The sequence below is a fragment of the Streptomyces sp. NPDC001220 genome, assembly GCF_053597895.1.
The window spans coordinates 389,052-404,847 of record NZ_JBSFJE010000007.1 but is presented as its reverse complement, the minus strand read 5'-3'; the positions used below and the strand labels follow the sequence as shown (position 1 = coordinate 404,847).

Annotated in this window: 19 protein-coding genes and 1 tRNA gene; 13 read left to right on the top strand and 7 right to left on the bottom strand. The window is 72.3% G+C overall.

The features are described from left to right. Positions 1–45 precede the first annotated feature (45 nt). Positions 46–366: a GYD domain-containing protein gene (locus ACWDGI_RS19760; protein ID WP_450760647.1), complete on the top strand. Its 321-nt coding sequence runs from the start codon at positions 46–48 to the stop codon at positions 364–366. A 237-nt stretch (positions 367–603) separates the two neighbouring features. Here ACWDGI_RS19760 and ACWDGI_RS19755 read toward each other — a convergent pair whose 3' ends face one another. From ACWDGI_RS19755 to ACWDGI_RS19735, 5 genes are all read right to left on the bottom strand, one after another. After that, positions 604–2,490, bottom strand: a complete 1,887-nt coding sequence (locus tag ACWDGI_RS19755) for a copper resistance CopC/CopD family protein (RefSeq protein WP_450760645.1) — start codon at positions 2,488–2,490, stop codon at positions 604–606. Positions 2,491–2,707: 217 nt separating this feature from the next. After that, entirely contained in the window at positions 2,708–3,466 is a 759-nt protein-coding gene (locus ACWDGI_RS19750; protein WP_450760643.1) for an SDR family NAD(P)-dependent oxidoreductase, read from the bottom strand. Next, complete coding sequence (locus ACWDGI_RS19745) at positions 3,463–3,936, bottom strand: cupin domain-containing protein (RefSeq protein ID WP_450760745.1); 474 nt, start codon at positions 3,934–3,936, stop codon at positions 3,463–3,465. Before ACWDGI_RS19745 ends, ACWDGI_RS19750 begins: the two co-directional genes overlap by 4 nt. Then, positions 3,923–4,654 carry a GNAT family N-acetyltransferase gene (locus tag ACWDGI_RS19740; protein WP_450760641.1) on the bottom strand — a complete coding sequence of 244 codons (732 nt, stop codon included), beginning with the start codon at positions 4,652–4,654 and terminating at the stop codon, positions 3,923–3,925. The genes ACWDGI_RS19745 and ACWDGI_RS19740 overlap by 14 nt, the downstream gene beginning before the upstream one ends. After that, positions 4,647–6,989, bottom strand: coding sequence for a penicillin acylase family protein (locus tag ACWDGI_RS19735; RefSeq protein ID WP_450760639.1), 2,343 nt, complete (start codon positions 6,987–6,989; stop codon positions 4,647–4,649). The genes ACWDGI_RS19740 and ACWDGI_RS19735 overlap by 8 nt, the downstream gene beginning before the upstream one ends. A 164-nt stretch (positions 6,990–7,153) precedes the next feature. Here ACWDGI_RS19735 and ACWDGI_RS19730 point away from each other — a divergent pair, with 164 nt between their 5' ends. The 4 genes from ACWDGI_RS19730 (at position 7,154) to ACWDGI_RS19715 (ending at position 9,333) form a co-directional block, all read left to right on the top strand. Next, positions 7,154–7,786 carry an HhH-GPD-type base excision DNA repair protein gene (locus tag ACWDGI_RS19730; RefSeq protein WP_450760637.1) on the top strand — a complete coding sequence of 211 codons (633 nt, stop codon included), beginning with the start codon at positions 7,154–7,156 and terminating at the stop codon, positions 7,784–7,786. A gap of 204 nt (positions 7,787–7,990) precedes the next feature. Further along, complete coding sequence (locus ACWDGI_RS19725; protein WP_450760635.1) at positions 7,991–8,710, top strand: HdeD family acid-resistance protein; 720 nt, start codon at positions 7,991–7,993, stop codon at positions 8,708–8,710. 94 nt (positions 8,711–8,804) lie between these two features. Next, positions 8,805–9,146, top strand: a complete 342-nt coding sequence (locus ACWDGI_RS19720; RefSeq protein ID WP_450760633.1) for a hypothetical protein — start codon at positions 8,805–8,807, stop codon at positions 9,144–9,146. A gap of 58 nt (positions 9,147–9,204) precedes the next feature. Further along, positions 9,205–9,333 carry a hypothetical protein gene (locus ACWDGI_RS19715; RefSeq protein ID WP_450760631.1) on the top strand — a complete coding sequence of 43 codons (129 nt, stop codon included), beginning with the start codon at positions 9,205–9,207 and terminating at the stop codon, positions 9,331–9,333. A 251-nt stretch (positions 9,334–9,584) separates the two neighbouring features. Here ACWDGI_RS19715 and ACWDGI_RS19710 read toward each other — a convergent pair whose 3' ends face one another. After that, complete coding sequence (locus tag ACWDGI_RS19710; protein ID WP_450760743.1) at positions 9,585–11,144, bottom strand: helicase HerA-like domain-containing protein; 1,560 nt, start codon at positions 11,142–11,144, stop codon at positions 9,585–9,587. Positions 11,145–11,259: 115 nt separating this feature from the next. Between ACWDGI_RS19710 and ACWDGI_RS19705 the strand changes: the two genes are divergently transcribed. Further along, the gene (locus tag ACWDGI_RS19705; protein ID WP_003955420.1) at positions 11,260–11,556 is read left to right on the top strand and encodes a type II toxin-antitoxin system VapB family antitoxin; all 297 of its coding nucleotides are present in this window, start codon (positions 11,260–11,262) and stop codon (positions 11,554–11,556) included. A gap of 143 nt (positions 11,557–11,699) precedes the next feature. Next, on the top strand, positions 11,700–12,365 hold the full coding sequence (locus ACWDGI_RS19700) for a LytR C-terminal domain-containing protein (protein ID WP_450760628.1): 666 nt from the start codon (positions 11,700–11,702) through the stop codon (positions 12,363–12,365). A gap of 182 nt (positions 12,366–12,547) precedes the next feature. On the opposite strand, the gene upp is transcribed toward ACWDGI_RS19700, so the two are convergent. Continuing rightward, the gene (gene upp, locus ACWDGI_RS19695; protein WP_360481103.1) at positions 12,548–13,183 is read right to left on the bottom strand and encodes a uracil phosphoribosyltransferase; all 636 of its coding nucleotides are present in this window, start codon (positions 13,181–13,183) and stop codon (positions 12,548–12,550) included. 116 nt (positions 13,184–13,299) lie between these two features. Between upp and ACWDGI_RS19690 the strand changes: the two genes are divergently transcribed. The 6 genes from ACWDGI_RS19690 (at position 13,300) to ACWDGI_RS19665 (ending at position 15,759) form a co-directional block, all read left to right on the top strand. Next, positions 13,300–13,497, top strand: coding sequence for a hypothetical protein (locus ACWDGI_RS19690; protein WP_450760741.1), 198 nt, complete (start codon positions 13,300–13,302; stop codon positions 13,495–13,497). Positions 13,498–13,858: 361 nt separating this feature from the next. Beyond that, the gene (locus ACWDGI_RS19685) at positions 13,859–14,398 is read left to right on the top strand and encodes a tRNA adenosine deaminase-associated protein (protein WP_450760626.1); all 540 of its coding nucleotides are present in this window, start codon (positions 13,859–13,861) and stop codon (positions 14,396–14,398) included. Between the two features lie 56 nt (positions 14,399–14,454). After that, positions 14,455–14,886 (top strand): tRNA adenosine(34) deaminase TadA, encoded by a 432-nt coding sequence (gene tadA / locus ACWDGI_RS19680; protein ID WP_450760624.1) that lies wholly within the window; start codon positions 14,455–14,457, stop codon positions 14,884–14,886. Positions 14,887–14,963: 77 nt separating this feature from the next. After that, positions 14,964–15,048, top strand: a tRNA-Ser gene (locus ACWDGI_RS19675). A gap of 218 nt (positions 15,049–15,266) precedes the next feature. Further along, complete coding sequence (locus ACWDGI_RS19670; RefSeq protein ID WP_450760622.1) at positions 15,267–15,443, top strand: hypothetical protein; 177 nt, start codon at positions 15,267–15,269, stop codon at positions 15,441–15,443. A gap of 22 nt (positions 15,444–15,465) precedes the next feature. Beyond that, the gene (locus ACWDGI_RS19665; protein WP_450760620.1) at positions 15,466–15,759 is read left to right on the top strand and encodes a Dabb family protein; all 294 of its coding nucleotides are present in this window, start codon (positions 15,466–15,468) and stop codon (positions 15,757–15,759) included. Positions 15,760–15,796: the final 37 nt, after the last annotated feature.

Here is a 15,796-nt window from a genome sequence, read left to right as displayed (position 1 = left end):
GAAGGCCATTGCACACCGGACAATCGATCGGCAGGAGGCACGCCTGTGCCGAAGTTCCTCATTCAGGCCACCTATACGCCCGAGGGCGCCAAGGGGCTGCTCAAGGAAGGCGGAAGCGGTCGCCGCGCCGCCGTCGACCAAGTCGTCACCGGCCTCGGCGGGCAGGTCGAGGCCATGTACTTCGCCTTCGGGGAGGATGACATCGTGCTCATCATCGACTTCCCCGACTCGGTCTCCATGGCCGCGGTCAGCCTCACCGTGAAGGCCAGCGGAGCCCTCCACACCCGGGCCACCCCTCTCATCACCCTCGACGAGATCGATGAGGCCGCGCGCCGACAGGTCACCTTTAGCGCCCCCACCACGTGAGCCCTCGAAGACGGGGACCCATCTGCTCCCGCGATCCTCACGCCGCACCACAATGCGGGTGTTACGGCGCCGGCTCCTCGGTTTCCGTCTCATTCAGCCCAGTTCACGGCCGTTCAGGCGAGACCCGAAGCCGTCCCCGCACCGGCGGCCAGCCGTCCATGAACGCAGGTGAACGCCCCCGCACACGGCCCGGCACCCCACCACCACCGTGGGAAAGCGTGTTGGGGGGCAGGGCCGTCACCCGGTGATTCGGATCTTCTTCGCCACCGTCACCTGGTCCAGGTCCGATACCCGGACCGTCAGGTTCATCGTCCACTCGCCCGCGATGGGGAGGTTGACGGAGTTGGTGGCCCAGTAGCCGCCCCGGTCGGTGAGGTCGGCGGGGAGGGGGCCGATCTTCTGGGCGGCGAGGGTGAAGGAGAGTCGGAGTTCGGGGACGGCGGAGATGCCGTCGTCGGGGCCGAAGACGACCGCCTGTACGGAGTTGCCGCCGACCCGGCCGGGGTCCAGGGTGATCTGCACCTTGCCGTGGCCGTTCGGGGTGCCGACGTCGAAGGGGACCATCGCGACGGAGGTCGCCGGGATGCCGCCGGCCGCGGCCGTTTCCGTGCCCGACCCGGCCGCCTCGGCGGCCGCGCGGCCGGGCAGCGTGCCCGTCAGGATCGTGGTGACGACCAGGACGGCGACGCCGATGGCGACTTCGGCGAGGACCGAGCGGCGCAGGGCCCGGTGGTCCGGCCCGGGGACCGGCTCCGCCGCGGCCGGCGGGGTCTCCTGGGGCGGTGCGCCGACCGTCTGCGGGACGCGGTCGCGGGTGGTCGCCGCGGTCGCGGCCGGGACGCCCGCCAGCTTCGCCGTCCAGCGGCGGGACTGGGAGGCCGCCGCCAGCAGCAGGGTGACGGCGGCGAGTTTCACGAGCAGGAGACGGCCGTACGTCGTGTCGGTGAGCGCCTGCCAGGAGCCCAGGCCACGCCAGGACTGGTACACGCCGGTGACCACGAGGACCGTCACCGAGGCGAAGGCCACCCGGGAGAAGCGGGTGAGGACAGCGGCCGGGAGGGGGGTGGCGGTGGCCCGGTAGAGGGTGGTGAGGAGGGCCGTGAGGCCGCCCAGCCAGAGCGACATCGCCAGGAGGTGCAGCACCGAGGACGTCATCGCCAGGGGCACCTGGAGGCCGGCCGAGGCGTGTTCGGCCGTCGCCCAGGTCAGCGCCAGGGCGACGGCGAGGACGGCGGCCGTGACCAGGAAGGGACGGGACGACGGGCGGAGCCGGTCCGCCCGCCCGCGGCGGAAGAAGGCGTACAGGCCTGCCATGACCGCCAGGAGGGCGACCCTGGCCAGCAGGACCAGGCCCGGACGGCCCGTCGCGGTCCTGGCGAGTGCGGAGAGGTCGAAGGCCGCCGCCGGGGAGGTGCCCTCCTCGTACGGGGAGCGGAGGACGAAGAGGAAGAGGGTGGCGGCCAGCAGGGCCCACCAGGCCGTCCGGATCGGTTTGCGCAGCGGGGCCGCGTCCGGCGGGCGGCAGACGGCTATGAAGGCGACGGTGCCTATCAGCAGCGCCACGGCGAGGTACGCGGCGTAGCGGCCGATGTCGTAGAGGCTGCCGGTGGCGGGGTTCTCGACCGGGCCGGTGGGGACGGCCGCCGTGGTCGCCGACGGTTTGCCCACGGAGAAGGTGAGGGCACCGGAGACGGGGTGGCTGTCCGCCGACACGACCCGCCAGGCCACGGTGAACGTGCCGGTGCCGAGTTTCTTCGGGAAGGTGATCCGGGCGGTGTCCGAGCCGGCGGGACCGTGTTCGGGGTCGCCGGTGGTCACCCGGTGGTTGGTGGGGTCGTACACCCGGAACGAGTCGTCGAGCAGGCCGACGGACTCGGTGAAGGTCAGGGTGACCGACCTGGGCGACGACTTCAGTACGGCGCCGTCGGCGGGGTCGCTGCCGCGCAGGGCCGCGTGCGCGGAGGCGGGGGCGGCCGACGCGAGGAAGAGCGCGGTGAGGAGGGTGCCGAGGAGGGCGAGGGTGCGCAACGTTCCGCGTGGGGCTGCCCTGTGGGGGGTGGATATGCACCGCCGGCCGTGTTCTTCGCTCACGTCACCGTCCTGAGTTCGGAAGCAGGCGTTCATGGGTCATACGGATGAGGGGCGGGTAGCGCTCATTGTGCCTGCGGCCGGTTGGGGGCTTGCCGCGGCCTGCTCGGCGGTAGCCGCACGTCGGACACGGCGCCGCGGCCCTCAGAGGCCGTCACGGACACGGCCCCGCGTCCCTCAGAGGCCGTCACGTACACAGCCCCGCGTCCCTCAGAGGCCGTCACGGACACGGCCCCGCGTCCCTCAAGGGCCGTCACCAGGTCGGACGGGCGGACACGCCGCCGTCCACCACCAGGTCGTGGCCGGTGATCCACGACGCCAGCGAGGAGGCCAGGAAGACCACCGCGTCCGCCACGTCCTCCGGGCGGCCCAGGCGACCCGTGGGCACCGCCTCCTGCCATCTCCGCACCCCCTCCGGCCAGGCGTCCGCCAGGCCCTCCCGGTCGATCAGGCCGGGGGAGACCGTGTTGACGCGGATGCCGAGGCGGCCGTACTCGAGGGCCGCCGCTCTCGCGTGCATCACCACCGCCGCCTTGGCCGCGCTGTAGTGGGCGTGACCGACGGCCGGGTGGGACGCCTCGATGGAGGCGATGTGGGTGATCGTGCCGCCGCCGGGCTGGTCGCGCATGATGTCGGCGGCCGCCTGGGTGCAGGCGAAGACGCTGCCGAGGTCGGTGTCGACGACCGCGCGCCAGTCGGCCGCGGTCATGCCGGGCAGGGGCTGTACGGGTTGTACGGCCGCGTTGTTGACCAGCGCGGTCAGCCGGCCGCCGAACCGGTCCGCGGCCTCCCGGACGATGCGGTGGCAGGTCGCCTCGTCGGTCAGGTCGCCCTGCACGACGACCGCTCGGTCGCCGATGGCCGAGGCGACCTCCCGCGCCGCCGTCACCGCCGTGCGGCAGTGCACGGCAACCGCCGCGCCCTCCTCGGCGAGGCGCAGCGCGATGGCCCGGCCGATGCCGCCGCTCGCGCCCGTGACCAGGGCGACCTGTCCGTCCAGTAGGTGGGTCATGGACGGCAGAGTCCCGTGATGCGGTCGGCTTCGGAGGGGTAACGCGCCGTGAGGTCGGCCGCGTTCCCGTGTTCGTACCCCTCGAAGGTGAATCCGGGGGCCATGGTGCAGCCGAACAGGGTCCAGGAGCCGGGCTGTGCCACCCGGCCGCCCATCCAGGTGCCGGCCGGGACGGTGAGCTGGATCTGCTGGCCGGCGCGGAGGTCCGGGCCGAGGACGGGGGTGCGGACGGTGCCGTCGGGGGCGAGGAGCAGGAGGTTCAGGGGGTCGCCCAGGTAGTGGTGCCAGATCTCGTCGGTGGGGAGGCGGTGCAGGGCCGAGAAGTCGTCGGCGATGAGGAGGCCGACGATCGCGGTGCCCTCGGGGCGGCCGTCGGCACGTTCGGGACCGGCCCAGGTCTGCCGGAACAGGCCGCCTTCACGAGGGATCGGCTCCAGGTCGTAATGGGCGATCAGGTCATCGGGGGTCAGCATCGGGGAGGACATCCGGGAAGGCTACCGGCCGGGTGAGGAAAGCCAGTTGAGCGTGCTTCTCGGGCAGGTGGACGTCGGGGAGGTCGATCTCGGGGAGCACGACGGCCGGGCCTGGCGTGAATCCCTGGCGGATGAAGCGGGTGATCGCCTTCGCGTTGCGGACGTCCGGGTCGACGACGATGCGCCGGCGGTCGAGGGTGCGCAGGGCGAACTCCGTGAAGGCGGAGAAGAGGGCGTCCGTCCAGCCGGGGCGGGGGCCTTCCGGTCCGGCCGGGGCGAGGAGGACGTGGATGCCGATGTCTCCGGGGCGGACGTCGTAGCACTCGCTCACGCGGTCGGCCTCCGGCTCGTACGTCTGGAGGAGCGCGACCGGAGTGCCGTCCCTCTCGGCGAGGTAGGCGTGGTGGGTGTCGAGGGTGGCCATATGGGCGTAGATCTCGCTGACCTCGGCGCGGGTGAGGCCGTTCATGCCCCAGAAGACGGCACGTTCCGCGCTGACCCAGGTGTGGACGACGTCCGCGTCCCGCTCGGGTTCGAGGGGGCGGAGACGGACGGTGCCGAAGTCGCCGACGTCGCCGACGATGTGTTCCGAGCCGGAGGAGGAGACGGAGGAGGAGACGGGGACGGGGGTGGTGACGGGCGTGGTGGCGGGCGTGGTGACGGAGGCGTTCGGCTGCTCGGACGTCGGTCGCTGGGAGATCGGCTGCTCAGGCATCGGTTTCCTCTACGAGTTCCAGTCGGTCCCAGTCGGTGCTGACCGGGGCCAGATCGCCCTTGAGCCACAGGGCGAGTTGGTCGGTGTGGTGCGGTGTGCCGGGGACGCCGTCGGCGCCGAGCGGCACCACCCAGAGGCTGTTGTCGCGGTCCGCCAGGTCCCAGACGTACCGGGCGGCCGGGCCGCGCGCGGAGAGGTCGGTGAGACCGGGCACGGACGAGGTGCACAGCACGCAGTCGTGGTCACCGGACAGGGCCGGTCCGTCGTACGACGGCTCGGGCAGCGCCTGCCAGGGGGCGAGGCGGTGGGTGTCGCCCCAGGTGCCGGTGCCGGTGCCGGTGTCGGTGTCGGTACCGGCGGGTCTGCCGGCGGCGACCTCCTCGACCGCCCCACGGACGACGGCGGGACGGTCGATGCCGTACAACTCCTCCGCCCTCAGGAGGTGTTCCAGGGCGAAGGCGATGCGGGGGGTGAGGGCCAGCCAGGGGAGCAGCACCTCGGGGTAGGCGGGGGGTTCGACGAGGTCGGCGAAGGCGGGGTGGGCGGCGAGGTGTCGTACGACCGCGGAACGTACGGCCGCGTAGGCGGCGGCGCCGGTGCTGTCGGCGTCCATCCGGCGGTCCCAGGCCAGGAGCCGGTCGCGGAGTCCGGCTGCCCCGGGGGTGAGGCCGTCGAGGGCGGCCAGGAGGTCGAGGAGCGGGGCGGCGGACGCGAGGTGGGTGTCGGTGTGGATCGCGGGCAGGTCGGCGGCGGACCAGGTGCGGCGCTCGTCGAGGAGGGCGCGGATGCGGTCGGCGCGGTGGGGCGGGGCGAACTCGACGCCGAGGGGGGCGGCCGGGCCGCGCTGGTTCGCCATCACGGCCACGCCGTCGGTGAGACCGCCGTACGGCATCTCGTGCCAGCCCTGCCAGGCGTGGCCGGGGAGCCAGGCGGGTGCGAGGCGGGTGCGGTTGGTGTGGGAGCGGACCGGGACTCGGCCGGCGACACGGTGCAGGAGGCCTCCGTCGGTGTCGGCGGCGTGCACGACGTTGACGGGCTCGGTCCAGGCGTCGAAGGCACGGTCGACGTCGGCGACGCGGCGGGCCCGGAGGAGGGGGAGGAGGGCGCTGAAGCCGAGGTCGGCGGTGACGCGGGGCGGGTAGCGCAACGCCAACGCCTCGGCTTCGCCATCGGCGTGCTTCTTCCCACCCGCGCATCTCGTGCGGCTTTCGTCGTCGGGTGCGAGTGGCCCCTGCGGGGGCCGACCGCCGTCGGCGGCTGCCGGGGCGGGGGTGGAAACCCCGTGCGGGGGCCGACCGGCGTCAGCGGCTGCCGGGGCGGGGGTGGAAACCCCGTGCGGGGGCCGACCGCCGTCGGCGGCTGCCGGGGCGGGGGTGGAACCCCCGTGCGGGGGCCGACCGCCGTCGGCGGCTGTGGGCGTGTGTGAGGTGATCACCGGGCCGCGTTCGGTTTCGAGCACCTCGATGCGCATCGGTGGCTCTCCCGCCACCTCCACCGTCTCCGTGTGCCGTTCGGCCCGGCGCCAGGTGCCGTCCGGACCCAGGGCCTCCACGCCGGTCTCCGTGAAGCGCAGGCGTTCGCGGTAGACGTCCTGGTAGTCGGCCATCGCGTTGGTGATGGACCAGGCGACCGAGCCCGTGTGGGCGAAGTGGGCGATGCCGGGGACGCCCGGCACGGCCAGGCCGATCACGTCGAACTCCGGGCAGGAGAGTCGGATCTGCTGGTAGACGCCGGGCGCCTCGATGAAGCGGTGCGGGTCGCCGGCGAGCAGTGCCCGGCCGGTGGTCGTGCGGGGGCCCGCGAGCAGCCAGCCGTTGCTGCCGGAGGTGCCCGGCCCGTCCGTGGCGAACAAGGGGACCGCGTCCTCCCCCAGATGCCGTATCGCCTCCTCGCGCCACAGCTTGGCCGGGAAGCCGGCGAACAGGATGTGGGTGGCCAGCCAGACGCCCAGGGGGTGCCAGGGCTCCCAGACGCCGGGGGCGAGGCCGGTGCGGGCGAACTCGGGCGTGCGGACGGCTCCGCCCGCCAGGCCCTCGTTCACCCCCGCCACGTACGCGCGCACCCACGCCGCCGTCTCCGGGTCCTGTCCCTCCAGCGCCTCGAAACAGCGTCGCGCGGTGTCCGCCAGGCGGGCCCGGCGGGCGAACACGTCCCACGCGATGGCCGGGGAACCGAGGAAGGACGCCGACGTGCCCTGGGCCCGGTGCCGTTCGACCTCCAGCTGCCAGGCCCGGTCGTGGGCGGTGACCCGGCCCTGCCCACGGGCGAGTTCACAGGCGTCGGCGGCCCGCAGGTGCGGGATGCCCCAGGGGTCTCGGTACGTCTTGATGGTCACCCTGCGACACCTCTCGTCTAAGGCTAGGCTTGCCTAAGTTGAATCGTGGAGGAATCGTACGTGAGGGGTGCGGGAGCGGCGGAGGCCACCCCGCCGCGGGTGCGGGGAGGGCGGGCGCGCGGGGCGGGCGCGCGGGGCGGGTGCGGGCGCGGGATCATCGACCCATGGACGCCAACGCCAAGGCCGGGCCCGACACCGGCGCCGACGCCACGACTCTGCATCTCGCCCAGGACCCCGAGGCCGACGGACTCCTCAGCCGCAGCAGACTCGCCGCGCTCACCGGTATGCTGCTCGACCAGCAGGTCCCGATGGAGTGGGCGTTCAAGGGGCCGGCGACCATCGCCCAGCGGATGGGGACGGACGACCTGGACGCGCACGAGATCGCCGCCCAGGACCCCGAGGCCTTCGCCGCGTTGCTCTCCGAGAAGCCGGCGGTGCACCGCTACCCCGGCTCCATGGCCAAGAGGATCCAGCAGCTGTGTCAGTACCTCGTCGACCACTACGACGGTGACGCCGAAGGAATCTGGCGCGACGTCGACAGCGGCACGGAACTGCTGAAGCGGCTCCAGGAACTGCCCGGGTTCGGCAGGCAGAAGGCGCAGATCTTCCTCGCCCTGCTGGGCAAACAGCTGGGGGTGCGGCCGAAGGGGTGGCGGGAGGCGGCGGGTGCGTACGGGGAGGCGGAGTCGTTCCGGTCGGTGGCCGACATCACGGGACCCGAGTCACTGGCGAAGGTACGGGCGCACAAGCAGGAGATGAAGGCGGCGGCGAAGGCGGCCAAGGCCGGGGAGAAGTAGGCAGCCGGGGGCGGCCGGGAAGGGGCGCGAGACGGGGAGAAGCAGCCCGCGGAAGTGGCCGGCGGACCGCGGCCGAGGCTGCGCGAGACGGGGAGAAGCAGCCCGGAGAAGCACCGGAGAAAGCGGCTGGGACGGTAAGGGCTCTGTCACCCGATCGGCCCCTCCCTGCTGGCAGGGCCGCTCCCGTCGGTTTCAGCTGGAGGCATGAGCGAGCCTCCCAGCACCGGCCCCGCCGACGACGACCGCACGGCTCACAACGCCCCGGCCCCGACCACCCCGGCCTCGGCCTCGGTCCCGGCGTCCGCGTCCGCCTCAGCCTCCACGCCCGCGCCCGCCTACCGGCATGAGCCAGAACCGCCCTTCGAGGGGCCCCTGCACGCCCTCTCGAAGGCGGCCTGGCAGACCGTACTGGTCACCGGGATCGCCTCCCTGATCCTGGGCATCCTGGTCCTCGTCTGGCCGGGCGCCTCGCTGCTCGCCGCCGGTGTGCTCTTCGGCGTCTACCTGCTGATCAGCGGCGTCTTCCAGCTGGTCGCCGCGTTCGGCACGCACAAGACGACCTCGCTGCGCGTGCTGGCCTTCATCAGCGGCGCACTGTCGATCCTGCTGGGCCTGTTCTGCTTCCGCGGCCCGCTGGAGTCGATCCTGCTGCTCGCCCTGTGGATCGGGATCGGCTGGCTGATCCGCGGGATCACCCAGACGATCGCCGCCGTGCACGACCCCGGGATGCCCGCCCGCGGCTGGATGGTCTTCCTCGGGATCGTCACCTTCATCGCCGGCATCGTGCTGATCGTCTCGCCGTTCCGGTCGGTCGCCGTGCTGACCCTGGTCGCCGGTATCTGGCTGGTGGTCGTCGGCATCGTGGAGATCATCTCCTCGTTCGGCATCCGCAGCCGGGCCAAGCACATCCCGCAGGCCCTGTGAGCGGCGTCAACCTCGCGCCCCGCCGGTACGCCGAGCGAGCGGATCTCGCGCCGGGTGCGATGAACACCGTCCGCCGCGTGGGGAGATGACCGCCATGAGCAGCGGTTCCCCCTCCGGGCGCCCGCAGCCAGGACACGCCTGGCTGCGGGCGCTCGTGCTGCTGCTCGCCCTGCTGCTGCCCGGCGCCCCGACGGCGGCCGAGGCCCTTGCCGCGACCGCCCCGGCCGCCTCGGCGGAGACCGCCGAGTACGACGTCCTCGACACCCCGCTGCGGCTCCCCGCCCGCGCCGTGCACCGCGCCGACGTACCCCAGCGCCTCGCGCCGCTCCCCGACGCGGCGCCCGCCGATCCGGCGGACCGCCACCGCCCGTGCGCGACGGCACCGCGTACGCCGTACGCCACGCCCCTGCTGCGCACCGTGGTCCTGCGCTGCTGACCGACCGACAGGTCCCGCGCTCCCCCAGGTCAGTCAGTACTACGCAAGGAACACAGCCATGTCCTCAGACCCGTACGCGGTCCTGCGCGCCCTGCTGCGCGCGGAGGCCGTCCGCAGCGCGCCGAAGCCGCAGGCGAAGTTGGTGGAGCCGCCGAGGCCGCTGCCTCAGGAACAGAAACGCGGTTGATCGATCGGTCGGCAGCCGGGCGGCCCGCACGGGGCGCCCGGCCCACCTGGTCACCCGGCCCACCTGGCCCACGTGGTCACCCGGCCCACCTGGGCACCCGGCCCACCCGTCTCACCCGGCCCATCTGGTCACCCAGCTCACCCGGCTCACCCGGCTCACCCAGCGCACCCGGGCCACTCGCCTCACCCGGAGATCCAGCTCACCCGGGCCACTCGCCTCACCCGAGGATCCAGCTCACCCGGAGACCCGGCTCACCTGCGCCGGCGCGCCGTGCCGAACAGCGATCGGGTGATCTCGCGGCCGAGCTGTGTGCCGACGGAACGGGCGAGGGACCTGAACATCCCACTGCCGACCACTTGTTCGACAAGGGAGGGTTCCTCTTCGGGCGGGGGTTTCTCGTCGCGGGGCGCGGCCTTCGGCGCGGCGGCCGGGGTCCGCCGCAGCTTCTCGTACGCCGACTCCCGGTCCACAGCCTGTGCATAACGTCCGTGAAGGGCGGACGCCCGCACCGCCTCGTCGAGTTCCGCCGCGTCGACCGGGGCCATCAGGGACTCCGGGGCCCGCAGCCGGGTCGCCGCGACCGGCGTCGGGGCGCCCTTCTCGCTGAGCACGGTGACCACGGCCTCGCCGGTGCCGAGGCCGGTGAGCAGCTCTTCGAGGTCGTACGACGACTTGGGGAAGGTCTGCACGGTCGCCCGCAGCGCCTTCTGGTCCTCGGGGGTGAAGGCACGGAGCGCGTGCTGGACGCGGTTGCCGAGCTGGGCCAGGACGTCGGACGGTACGTCCTTCGGGGTCTGCGTGACGAAGAAGACGCCGACCCCTTTCGAGCGAATCAGGCGCACGGTCTGGGTGATCGATTCCAGGAACGCCTTCGAGGCGTCGTCGAACAGCAGGTGCGCCTCGTCGAAGAAGAAGACCAGCTTCGGCTTGTCGGCGTCGCCGATCTCGGGAAGGTCGTGGAAGAGGTCGGCCAGCAGCCACATCAGGAAGGTGGAGAAGAGAAGCGGCTTGTCCTGAACGGCGGGGAGTTCCAGGACCGAGACGATGCCCCGGCCGTCCGGTGCCGTACGGAGGAAGTCGGCCGTGTCGAACTCCGGTTCGCCGAAGAAGTCCGCCATGCCCTGTGCCTCGAACGCGGTCAGCGAACGCAGGATCACCCCGGCCGTGGCCGTCGACAGCCCTCCGATGTCCTTCAGCTCGGGACGGCCCTCGTCGGAGGTGAGGAAGGCGACCACCGCGCGCAGGTCCTTGAGGTCGATCAGCTCGAGGCCCTTGGTGTCGGCGTAGTGGAAGACCAGGCCGAGGGACTGTTCCTGGGTCCGGTTCAGCTGGAGCACCTTCGAGAGCAGCACCGGGCCGAAGCTGGTGATCGTGGCGCGGACCGGGACGCCGTGGCCGAGGCCGCCGAGTGCGAGGAACTCGGCGGGGAAGCCGGTCGCCGTCCACGCCTGACCCACTTCACCCGCCCGCTCCAGGGCCCTCCCGTCGCGCTGCCCGGGGCGGGCGATGCCGGACAGGTCGCCCTTGACGTCCGCCAGGAACACCGGGACGCCCTGCGCCGAGAGCTGTTCGGCGATCAGCTGGAGCGTCTTGGTCTTGCCGGTGCCGGTGGCGCCGGCGACCAGGCCGTGCCGGTTGAGCATGGGAAGCGGGATGCGGATCGGGGCCTCGGCACGGCACCGGCCGTCCCAGAGGAGGGCACCGAGGTCCAGGGCCTGCCCGGTGAAGGCGTACCCGGCGGCGATCGTGGCGGCGGCCGGGGGCTCAGGCGAGGGCGGGTCGCCGGCCGCGGCGGCTTCACCGGCACTCATCATCGGACCCCCTGTTCCTGTTTTACCTTTTTGCTCGCCTTTACGACGTCTTTTCCAGCGTCGCACTCGGTCGCCATGGCTGCGCCCGGAACGTCAGGACCGGTAGGCTTTCCGTGTGATCTTCAAGCGCATCGGAAACGGCCGGCCGTACCCCGACCACGGCCGGGAGAGCACCCGGCAGTGGGCGGACGTCGCACCGCGCCCGGTCCGCCTCGATCAGCTCGTGACGACCAAGGGGCAGCTCGACCTGGAGACCCTCCTCGCCGAGGACTCGACGTTCTACGGCGACCTCTTCGCGCATGTCGTGAAGTGGCAGGGCGACCTCTACCTGGAGGACGGGCTGCACCGTGCGGTCCGCGCCGCCCTCCAGCAGCGTCAGGTGCTGCACGCGCGCGTGCTCGAACTGGGCTGACCCGGCTCGGCCGATTCGACCGACTCGGCCGACACCCGCTCGCCACCCGCCGTTTGACGCCGGTTGCCCCTTTCGGGTTGGACCGAGCGACGTCGGATGATCATCTATTAGTCAACGCACCCGTGGCGCACTACGCTGCGCTCATGAGCATGCTGACTCCCCCCGGCATGGGCGGCCAGTACCGGATCACTGGGGACAAATACCCTCGCATGCGCCCGCGCCGGCGGCGTGCCCGGCTCGTCCTCTCCATGGTCGCCTCCGTCACCGCGCTCGGCCTCGTCGGCTGGGGCACCCTGCAGCTCATCGACGTCTTCACGGGCGGCGACAAAGAGGCGGCGGCGGCCGGTGGCACGGCGTGCGTGAAGCAGGCCGCGGCGAGCACGGGCCCGGCGGCCGGTGCCTCGGCGGCGGCGCTGCCGAAGCCGGCCCAGATCACGGTGAACGTCTACAACGCCACGACCCGTACGGGCCTGGCCAAGGACACCGCGGACGAACTCAAGAAGCGCGGCTTCAGGATCGGCGACGTCGGCAACGCGCCGGCGAAGTACGACGCGAAGGTCAAGGGCACGGCGATACTGCTCGGACCGGCCTCGGCCCTGCACACGTCCCTGCCGGTGCTGGCCACGCAGGTCACGGCACCGGACCAGCGCACGGAGGCGGGCCGCAAGGGCGCCGCCGTGGACCTGATCCTGGGCAACACGTTCAAGACCCTCACCCCCCAGGCGACGGCGGCGAAGGCCATCACAGCCCTCTCGCACCCCGAGCCGAAGTCATCGACGTCGAAGAAGGGCTGCACACCCGCCTCGTGAGGGGCGCGGGGAACCGCGCGACCAGCCCGCCACGAACCCGCGGCCGCCGACGCACCCGCACCCCTACGGCGCCAAGGCGCCTGCGCCCGCACCCCCTACGGCGCCAAGGCGCCTGCGCCCGCACGGCGCCAGGGCACCCGCGCCCGCACCCCCACGGCGCCAGGGCGCCAGGGCGCCTGCCCCTACTCGGCCGCCCCGTACAGGCGGTCGCCCGCGTCGCCCAGCCCCGGGACGATGTAGCCGTGCTCGTTGAGGTGGTCGTCGACGGCCGCCGTCACGACCGTGACCGGCGTCCCCGCCAGCTCCCGCTCCATGACCTCGACGCCCTCCGGCGCGGCCAGCAGGACCACCGCCGTCACGTCGTCCGCGCCCCTCCTGATGAGCTCACGGATCGCCGCGACCAGCGTGCCGCCCGTGGCCAGCATCGGGTCCAGGACGTACACCTGGCGCCCGGAGAGGTCCTCCGGCATCCGCGAGGCGTACGTGGACGCCTGGAGCGTCTCCTCGTTGCGGATCATGCCCAGGAAGCCCACCTCGGCGGTCGGCAGCAGCCGGACCATGCCGTCCAGCATGCCGAGCCCGGCCCGCAGGATCGGCACCACCAGCGGGCGCGGACGGGCGAGCTTGACGCCGGTCGTGGGCGAGACCGGGGTCTGGACGTCGACGGCCTCGGTCCGCACGTCCCGCGTCGCCTCATAGGCGAGCAGGGTGACCAGTTCGTCGGCGAGCCGCCGGAACGTCGCGGAGTCGGTGCGCTGGTCGCGCAGGGTGGTGAGCTTGTGGGCGACCAGAGGGTGGTCGACGACGTGGAGACGCATGCCCATAACAGTAACCGCGTCCGCGTACACCTCGCGCGGGTCCGCGCTGGCATCAAACCCCCCGTCCGGGGGAAGGTGGGAATGACCGGACCTGGGGTGGTGCAACCGTGTCTGATCTGTCTGAGCTGCCTGAACCGTCCGACCGCGCGTACGGCGCGCCGGAGGGCGAGACCGAGGCCGAGCGGCGCCGCCGCCGGGCCCGGTTCCTGCGCGATCTCGCCGAGGCCAGGGCGCTGCGCGACCGGGTCCAGCCCCGCCGCGTCAAGACCGCCCGGCTGCGACACGCCATGCGTATGCGGACGTTCCGCTGGTAGGAGTCGGCAGAACCGTAAGAACGGTAAGGGTCGTAAAGCCGATCCTTCGGCAAAGATCCACTGCCTGTGGCGCGTTGCGGTCCGTCATGGGCAAGGCCGTGCGTGGGCTGCGGGAAAACCCGCGTACGATCCGCAGGTGGCGGCAACGAGTGCGCTGGTGATTCCGTACACGGGCACCTGGATGCCTCTTTGCATACGTGCGATCAAAACTGCCAGACACAGGGAGCCGAAGACGTCCCCTGAACGCCTTGTTTCTGCCACGATTCCGAGTGGGTGGGGCTCGGAGCCCAGCTCTCCCCGCCCAGAACCTCCGCCGGGGGGACCCCCAACCGGCACGCCTAAGACCAGTGGGAGAGTCACGGTGTACTTCGCCGCACTGCTCGCGCGCACCGAAGACGGGTGGGAAGCGAGCGACACAGAGCTCGACGATGTGGAGACCTTGTCGGACCTGGCCGACCTGGCCCGGGAATCGGCGTCGGACGCCGACGACACGGTGCTCGTCTTCATCGAGCAGGAAGACGCGTGGTTCGGCGTCGTGCGCGTGGACGGCGAGGAGGACCCCCGGGTCTTCGTCTCCAACGCTGCCGCCGCCGCCCGTAGCTCGTACGGCGAGCTCCTGCTCACGGACGAACTGCTCGGAAGGGAGCCCAAGGACGAAGACGACGACCTGGACGCCCTCGACCTCGACGGCACCGAGGACGGTGAGCCGGAGGCCGAGGACGACGAGGACACGGATACGGGCACGGACACGTCCGCCGTACCGTCCGGCCCGGTCGGTGACAGCGGAATCCTCGACGACCTGGGCGTGAGCGCGAAGGAACTGCTGTCGCTCAGCGACGACGCGCTCAGCGAGATCGCCGAGGTGCTGGGCGCCGCCGAGGTCCTGGAGACCGTCCGCTGACCTTCCACGAGGCAGCCGGGTCCGCCGACCCGGTACGCGACCGCTGGCGGGCCGCGATGCGGCTCGCCCTGGACGAGGCCGGTCAGGCCGTCCGGGGCGGGGACGTCCCCGTCGGCGCCGTCGTGCTGTCCCCGGACGGCACGACGGTGCTCGCGACCGGCCACAACGAACGCGAGGCCACCGGCGACCCCACCGCGCACGCCGAGGTCCTCGCGCTGCGCCGGGCCGCCGCTGCGCTCGGGGAGTGGCGGCTCACCGGCTGCACCCTCGTGGTCACGCTGGAGCCCTGCACCATGTGCGCCGGTGCCCTGGTCCAGGCCCGTGTGGACCGGGTCGTCTACGGCGCCCGTGACGAGAAGGCCGGGGCCGCCGGCTCGCTCTGGGACGTCGTGCGCGACCGGCGCCTGAACCACCGTCCCGAGGTCGTCGAGGGCGTCCTCGCCGACGAATCCGCCGGGCTGCTCACGGAATTCTTCCGGGACCGCTGAGGCCCGCTCCCAGCGCCGGTCCCACGCCCCGAATAGCGATTTCGGAGCACGGCCCCCCGTGCTGTAAGGTCTCTCTCGGTAGCGTGTCCGAGCGGCCGAAGGAGCTCGCCTCGAAAGCGAGTGTGGCGCAAGTCACCGAGGGTTCAAATCCCTCCGCTACCGCTGGAAAAGGGCCTCGTCGAAAGACGGGGCCCTTTCTGCGTCCATGGCCGCGCGCATCTCCGTCGCACGCCCCCGTTCGCGCCCCCGGGCCCGGCAACGGGCCTCGACCAGCGGGCCGTTGACCCGCGAGGGGGGCGCGAAGGTTACACTCGCGGCCGGCAGCAGGGTCCACAGGCTACGCAGACACGCCGGCAGAGGCAGGCACAGGGGAGGCCGCGGTGGCGGTGAATGCCAAGAAGATCGCCACGTACGTGCTCGTGGTCTTCGCGCTCTACGTGATCATCACAGACCCGGCCAAAGCGGCCGATTACGTCCAGATAGGCTTCGAGGGTATTTCGGACGCGGCCAAGGCCATCGGAACGTTCATGACCTGGGTCGTCAACGGAGCCAAATAGCGCACCACCCTCGGGAGCAACCATGATCCGCCACCTGGTCCTCTTCAAGCTCAACGAGGGCGTCGGGCGCGACGATCCGCGGGCCGTCGCGGGCGCCGCGGCCTTCTCCGCACTCGGCGGCCAGATCGAGGAACTGCGCTTCTGGGAGTGCGGCTGGAACATCACCGAGCGCCCCATCGCCCACGACTTCGCGATCAACTCGGCGGTCGAGGACAGGGACGCGCTGAAGCGGTACCTGGAGCACCCGGCCCACCAGGCGGCCGCGGCGCAGTGGCGGGAGTTCGCCACGTGGGTGATCGCCGACTACGAGTTCTGAGCCGTACGGCGGCCCCCTGGAGGTCCGTACGAGGCTT

Bases quoted from the DNA above. Each gene is read 5' to 3' on its own strand.
- ACWDGI_RS19755 (WP_450760645.1), bottom strand. From the start codon at position 2,490: ATGAACGCCTGCTTCCGAACTCAGGACGGTGACGTGAGCGAAGAACAC.
- ACWDGI_RS19750 (WP_450760643.1), bottom strand. From the start codon at position 3,466: ATGACCCACCTACTGGACGGACAGGTCGCCCTGGTCACGGGCGCGAGC.
- ACWDGI_RS19740 (WP_450760641.1), bottom strand. From the start codon at position 4,654: ATGCCTGAGCAGCCGATCTCCCAGCGACCGACGTCCGAGCAGCCGAAC.
- ACWDGI_RS19730 (WP_450760637.1), top strand. From the start codon at position 7,154: ATGGACGCCAACGCCAAGGCCGGGCCCGACACCGGCGCCGACGCCACG.
- ACWDGI_RS19725 (WP_450760635.1), top strand. From the start codon at position 7,991: ATGAGCGAGCCTCCCAGCACCGGCCCCGCCGACGACGACCGCACGGCT.
- ACWDGI_RS19720 (WP_450760633.1), top strand. From the start codon at position 8,805: ATGAGCAGCGGTTCCCCCTCCGGGCGCCCGCAGCCAGGACACGCCTGG.
- ACWDGI_RS19715 (WP_450760631.1), top strand. From the start codon at position 9,205: ATGTCCTCAGACCCGTACGCGGTCCTGCGCGCCCTGCTGCGCGCGGAG.
- ACWDGI_RS19710 (WP_450760743.1), bottom strand. From the start codon at position 11,144: ATGAGTGCCGGTGAAGCCGCCGCGGCCGGCGACCCGCCCTCGCCTGAG.
- ACWDGI_RS19700 (WP_450760628.1), top strand. From the start codon at position 11,700: ATGAGCATGCTGACTCCCCCCGGCATGGGCGGCCAGTACCGGATCACT.
- upp (WP_360481103.1), bottom strand. From the start codon at position 13,183: ATGCGTCTCCACGTCGTCGACCACCCTCTGGTCGCCCACAAGCTCACC.
- tadA (WP_450760624.1), top strand. From the start codon at position 14,455: ATGCGGCTCGCCCTGGACGAGGCCGGTCAGGCCGTCCGGGGCGGGGAC.
- ACWDGI_RS19665 (WP_450760620.1), top strand. From the start codon at position 15,466: ATGATCCGCCACCTGGTCCTCTTCAAGCTCAACGAGGGCGTCGGGCGC.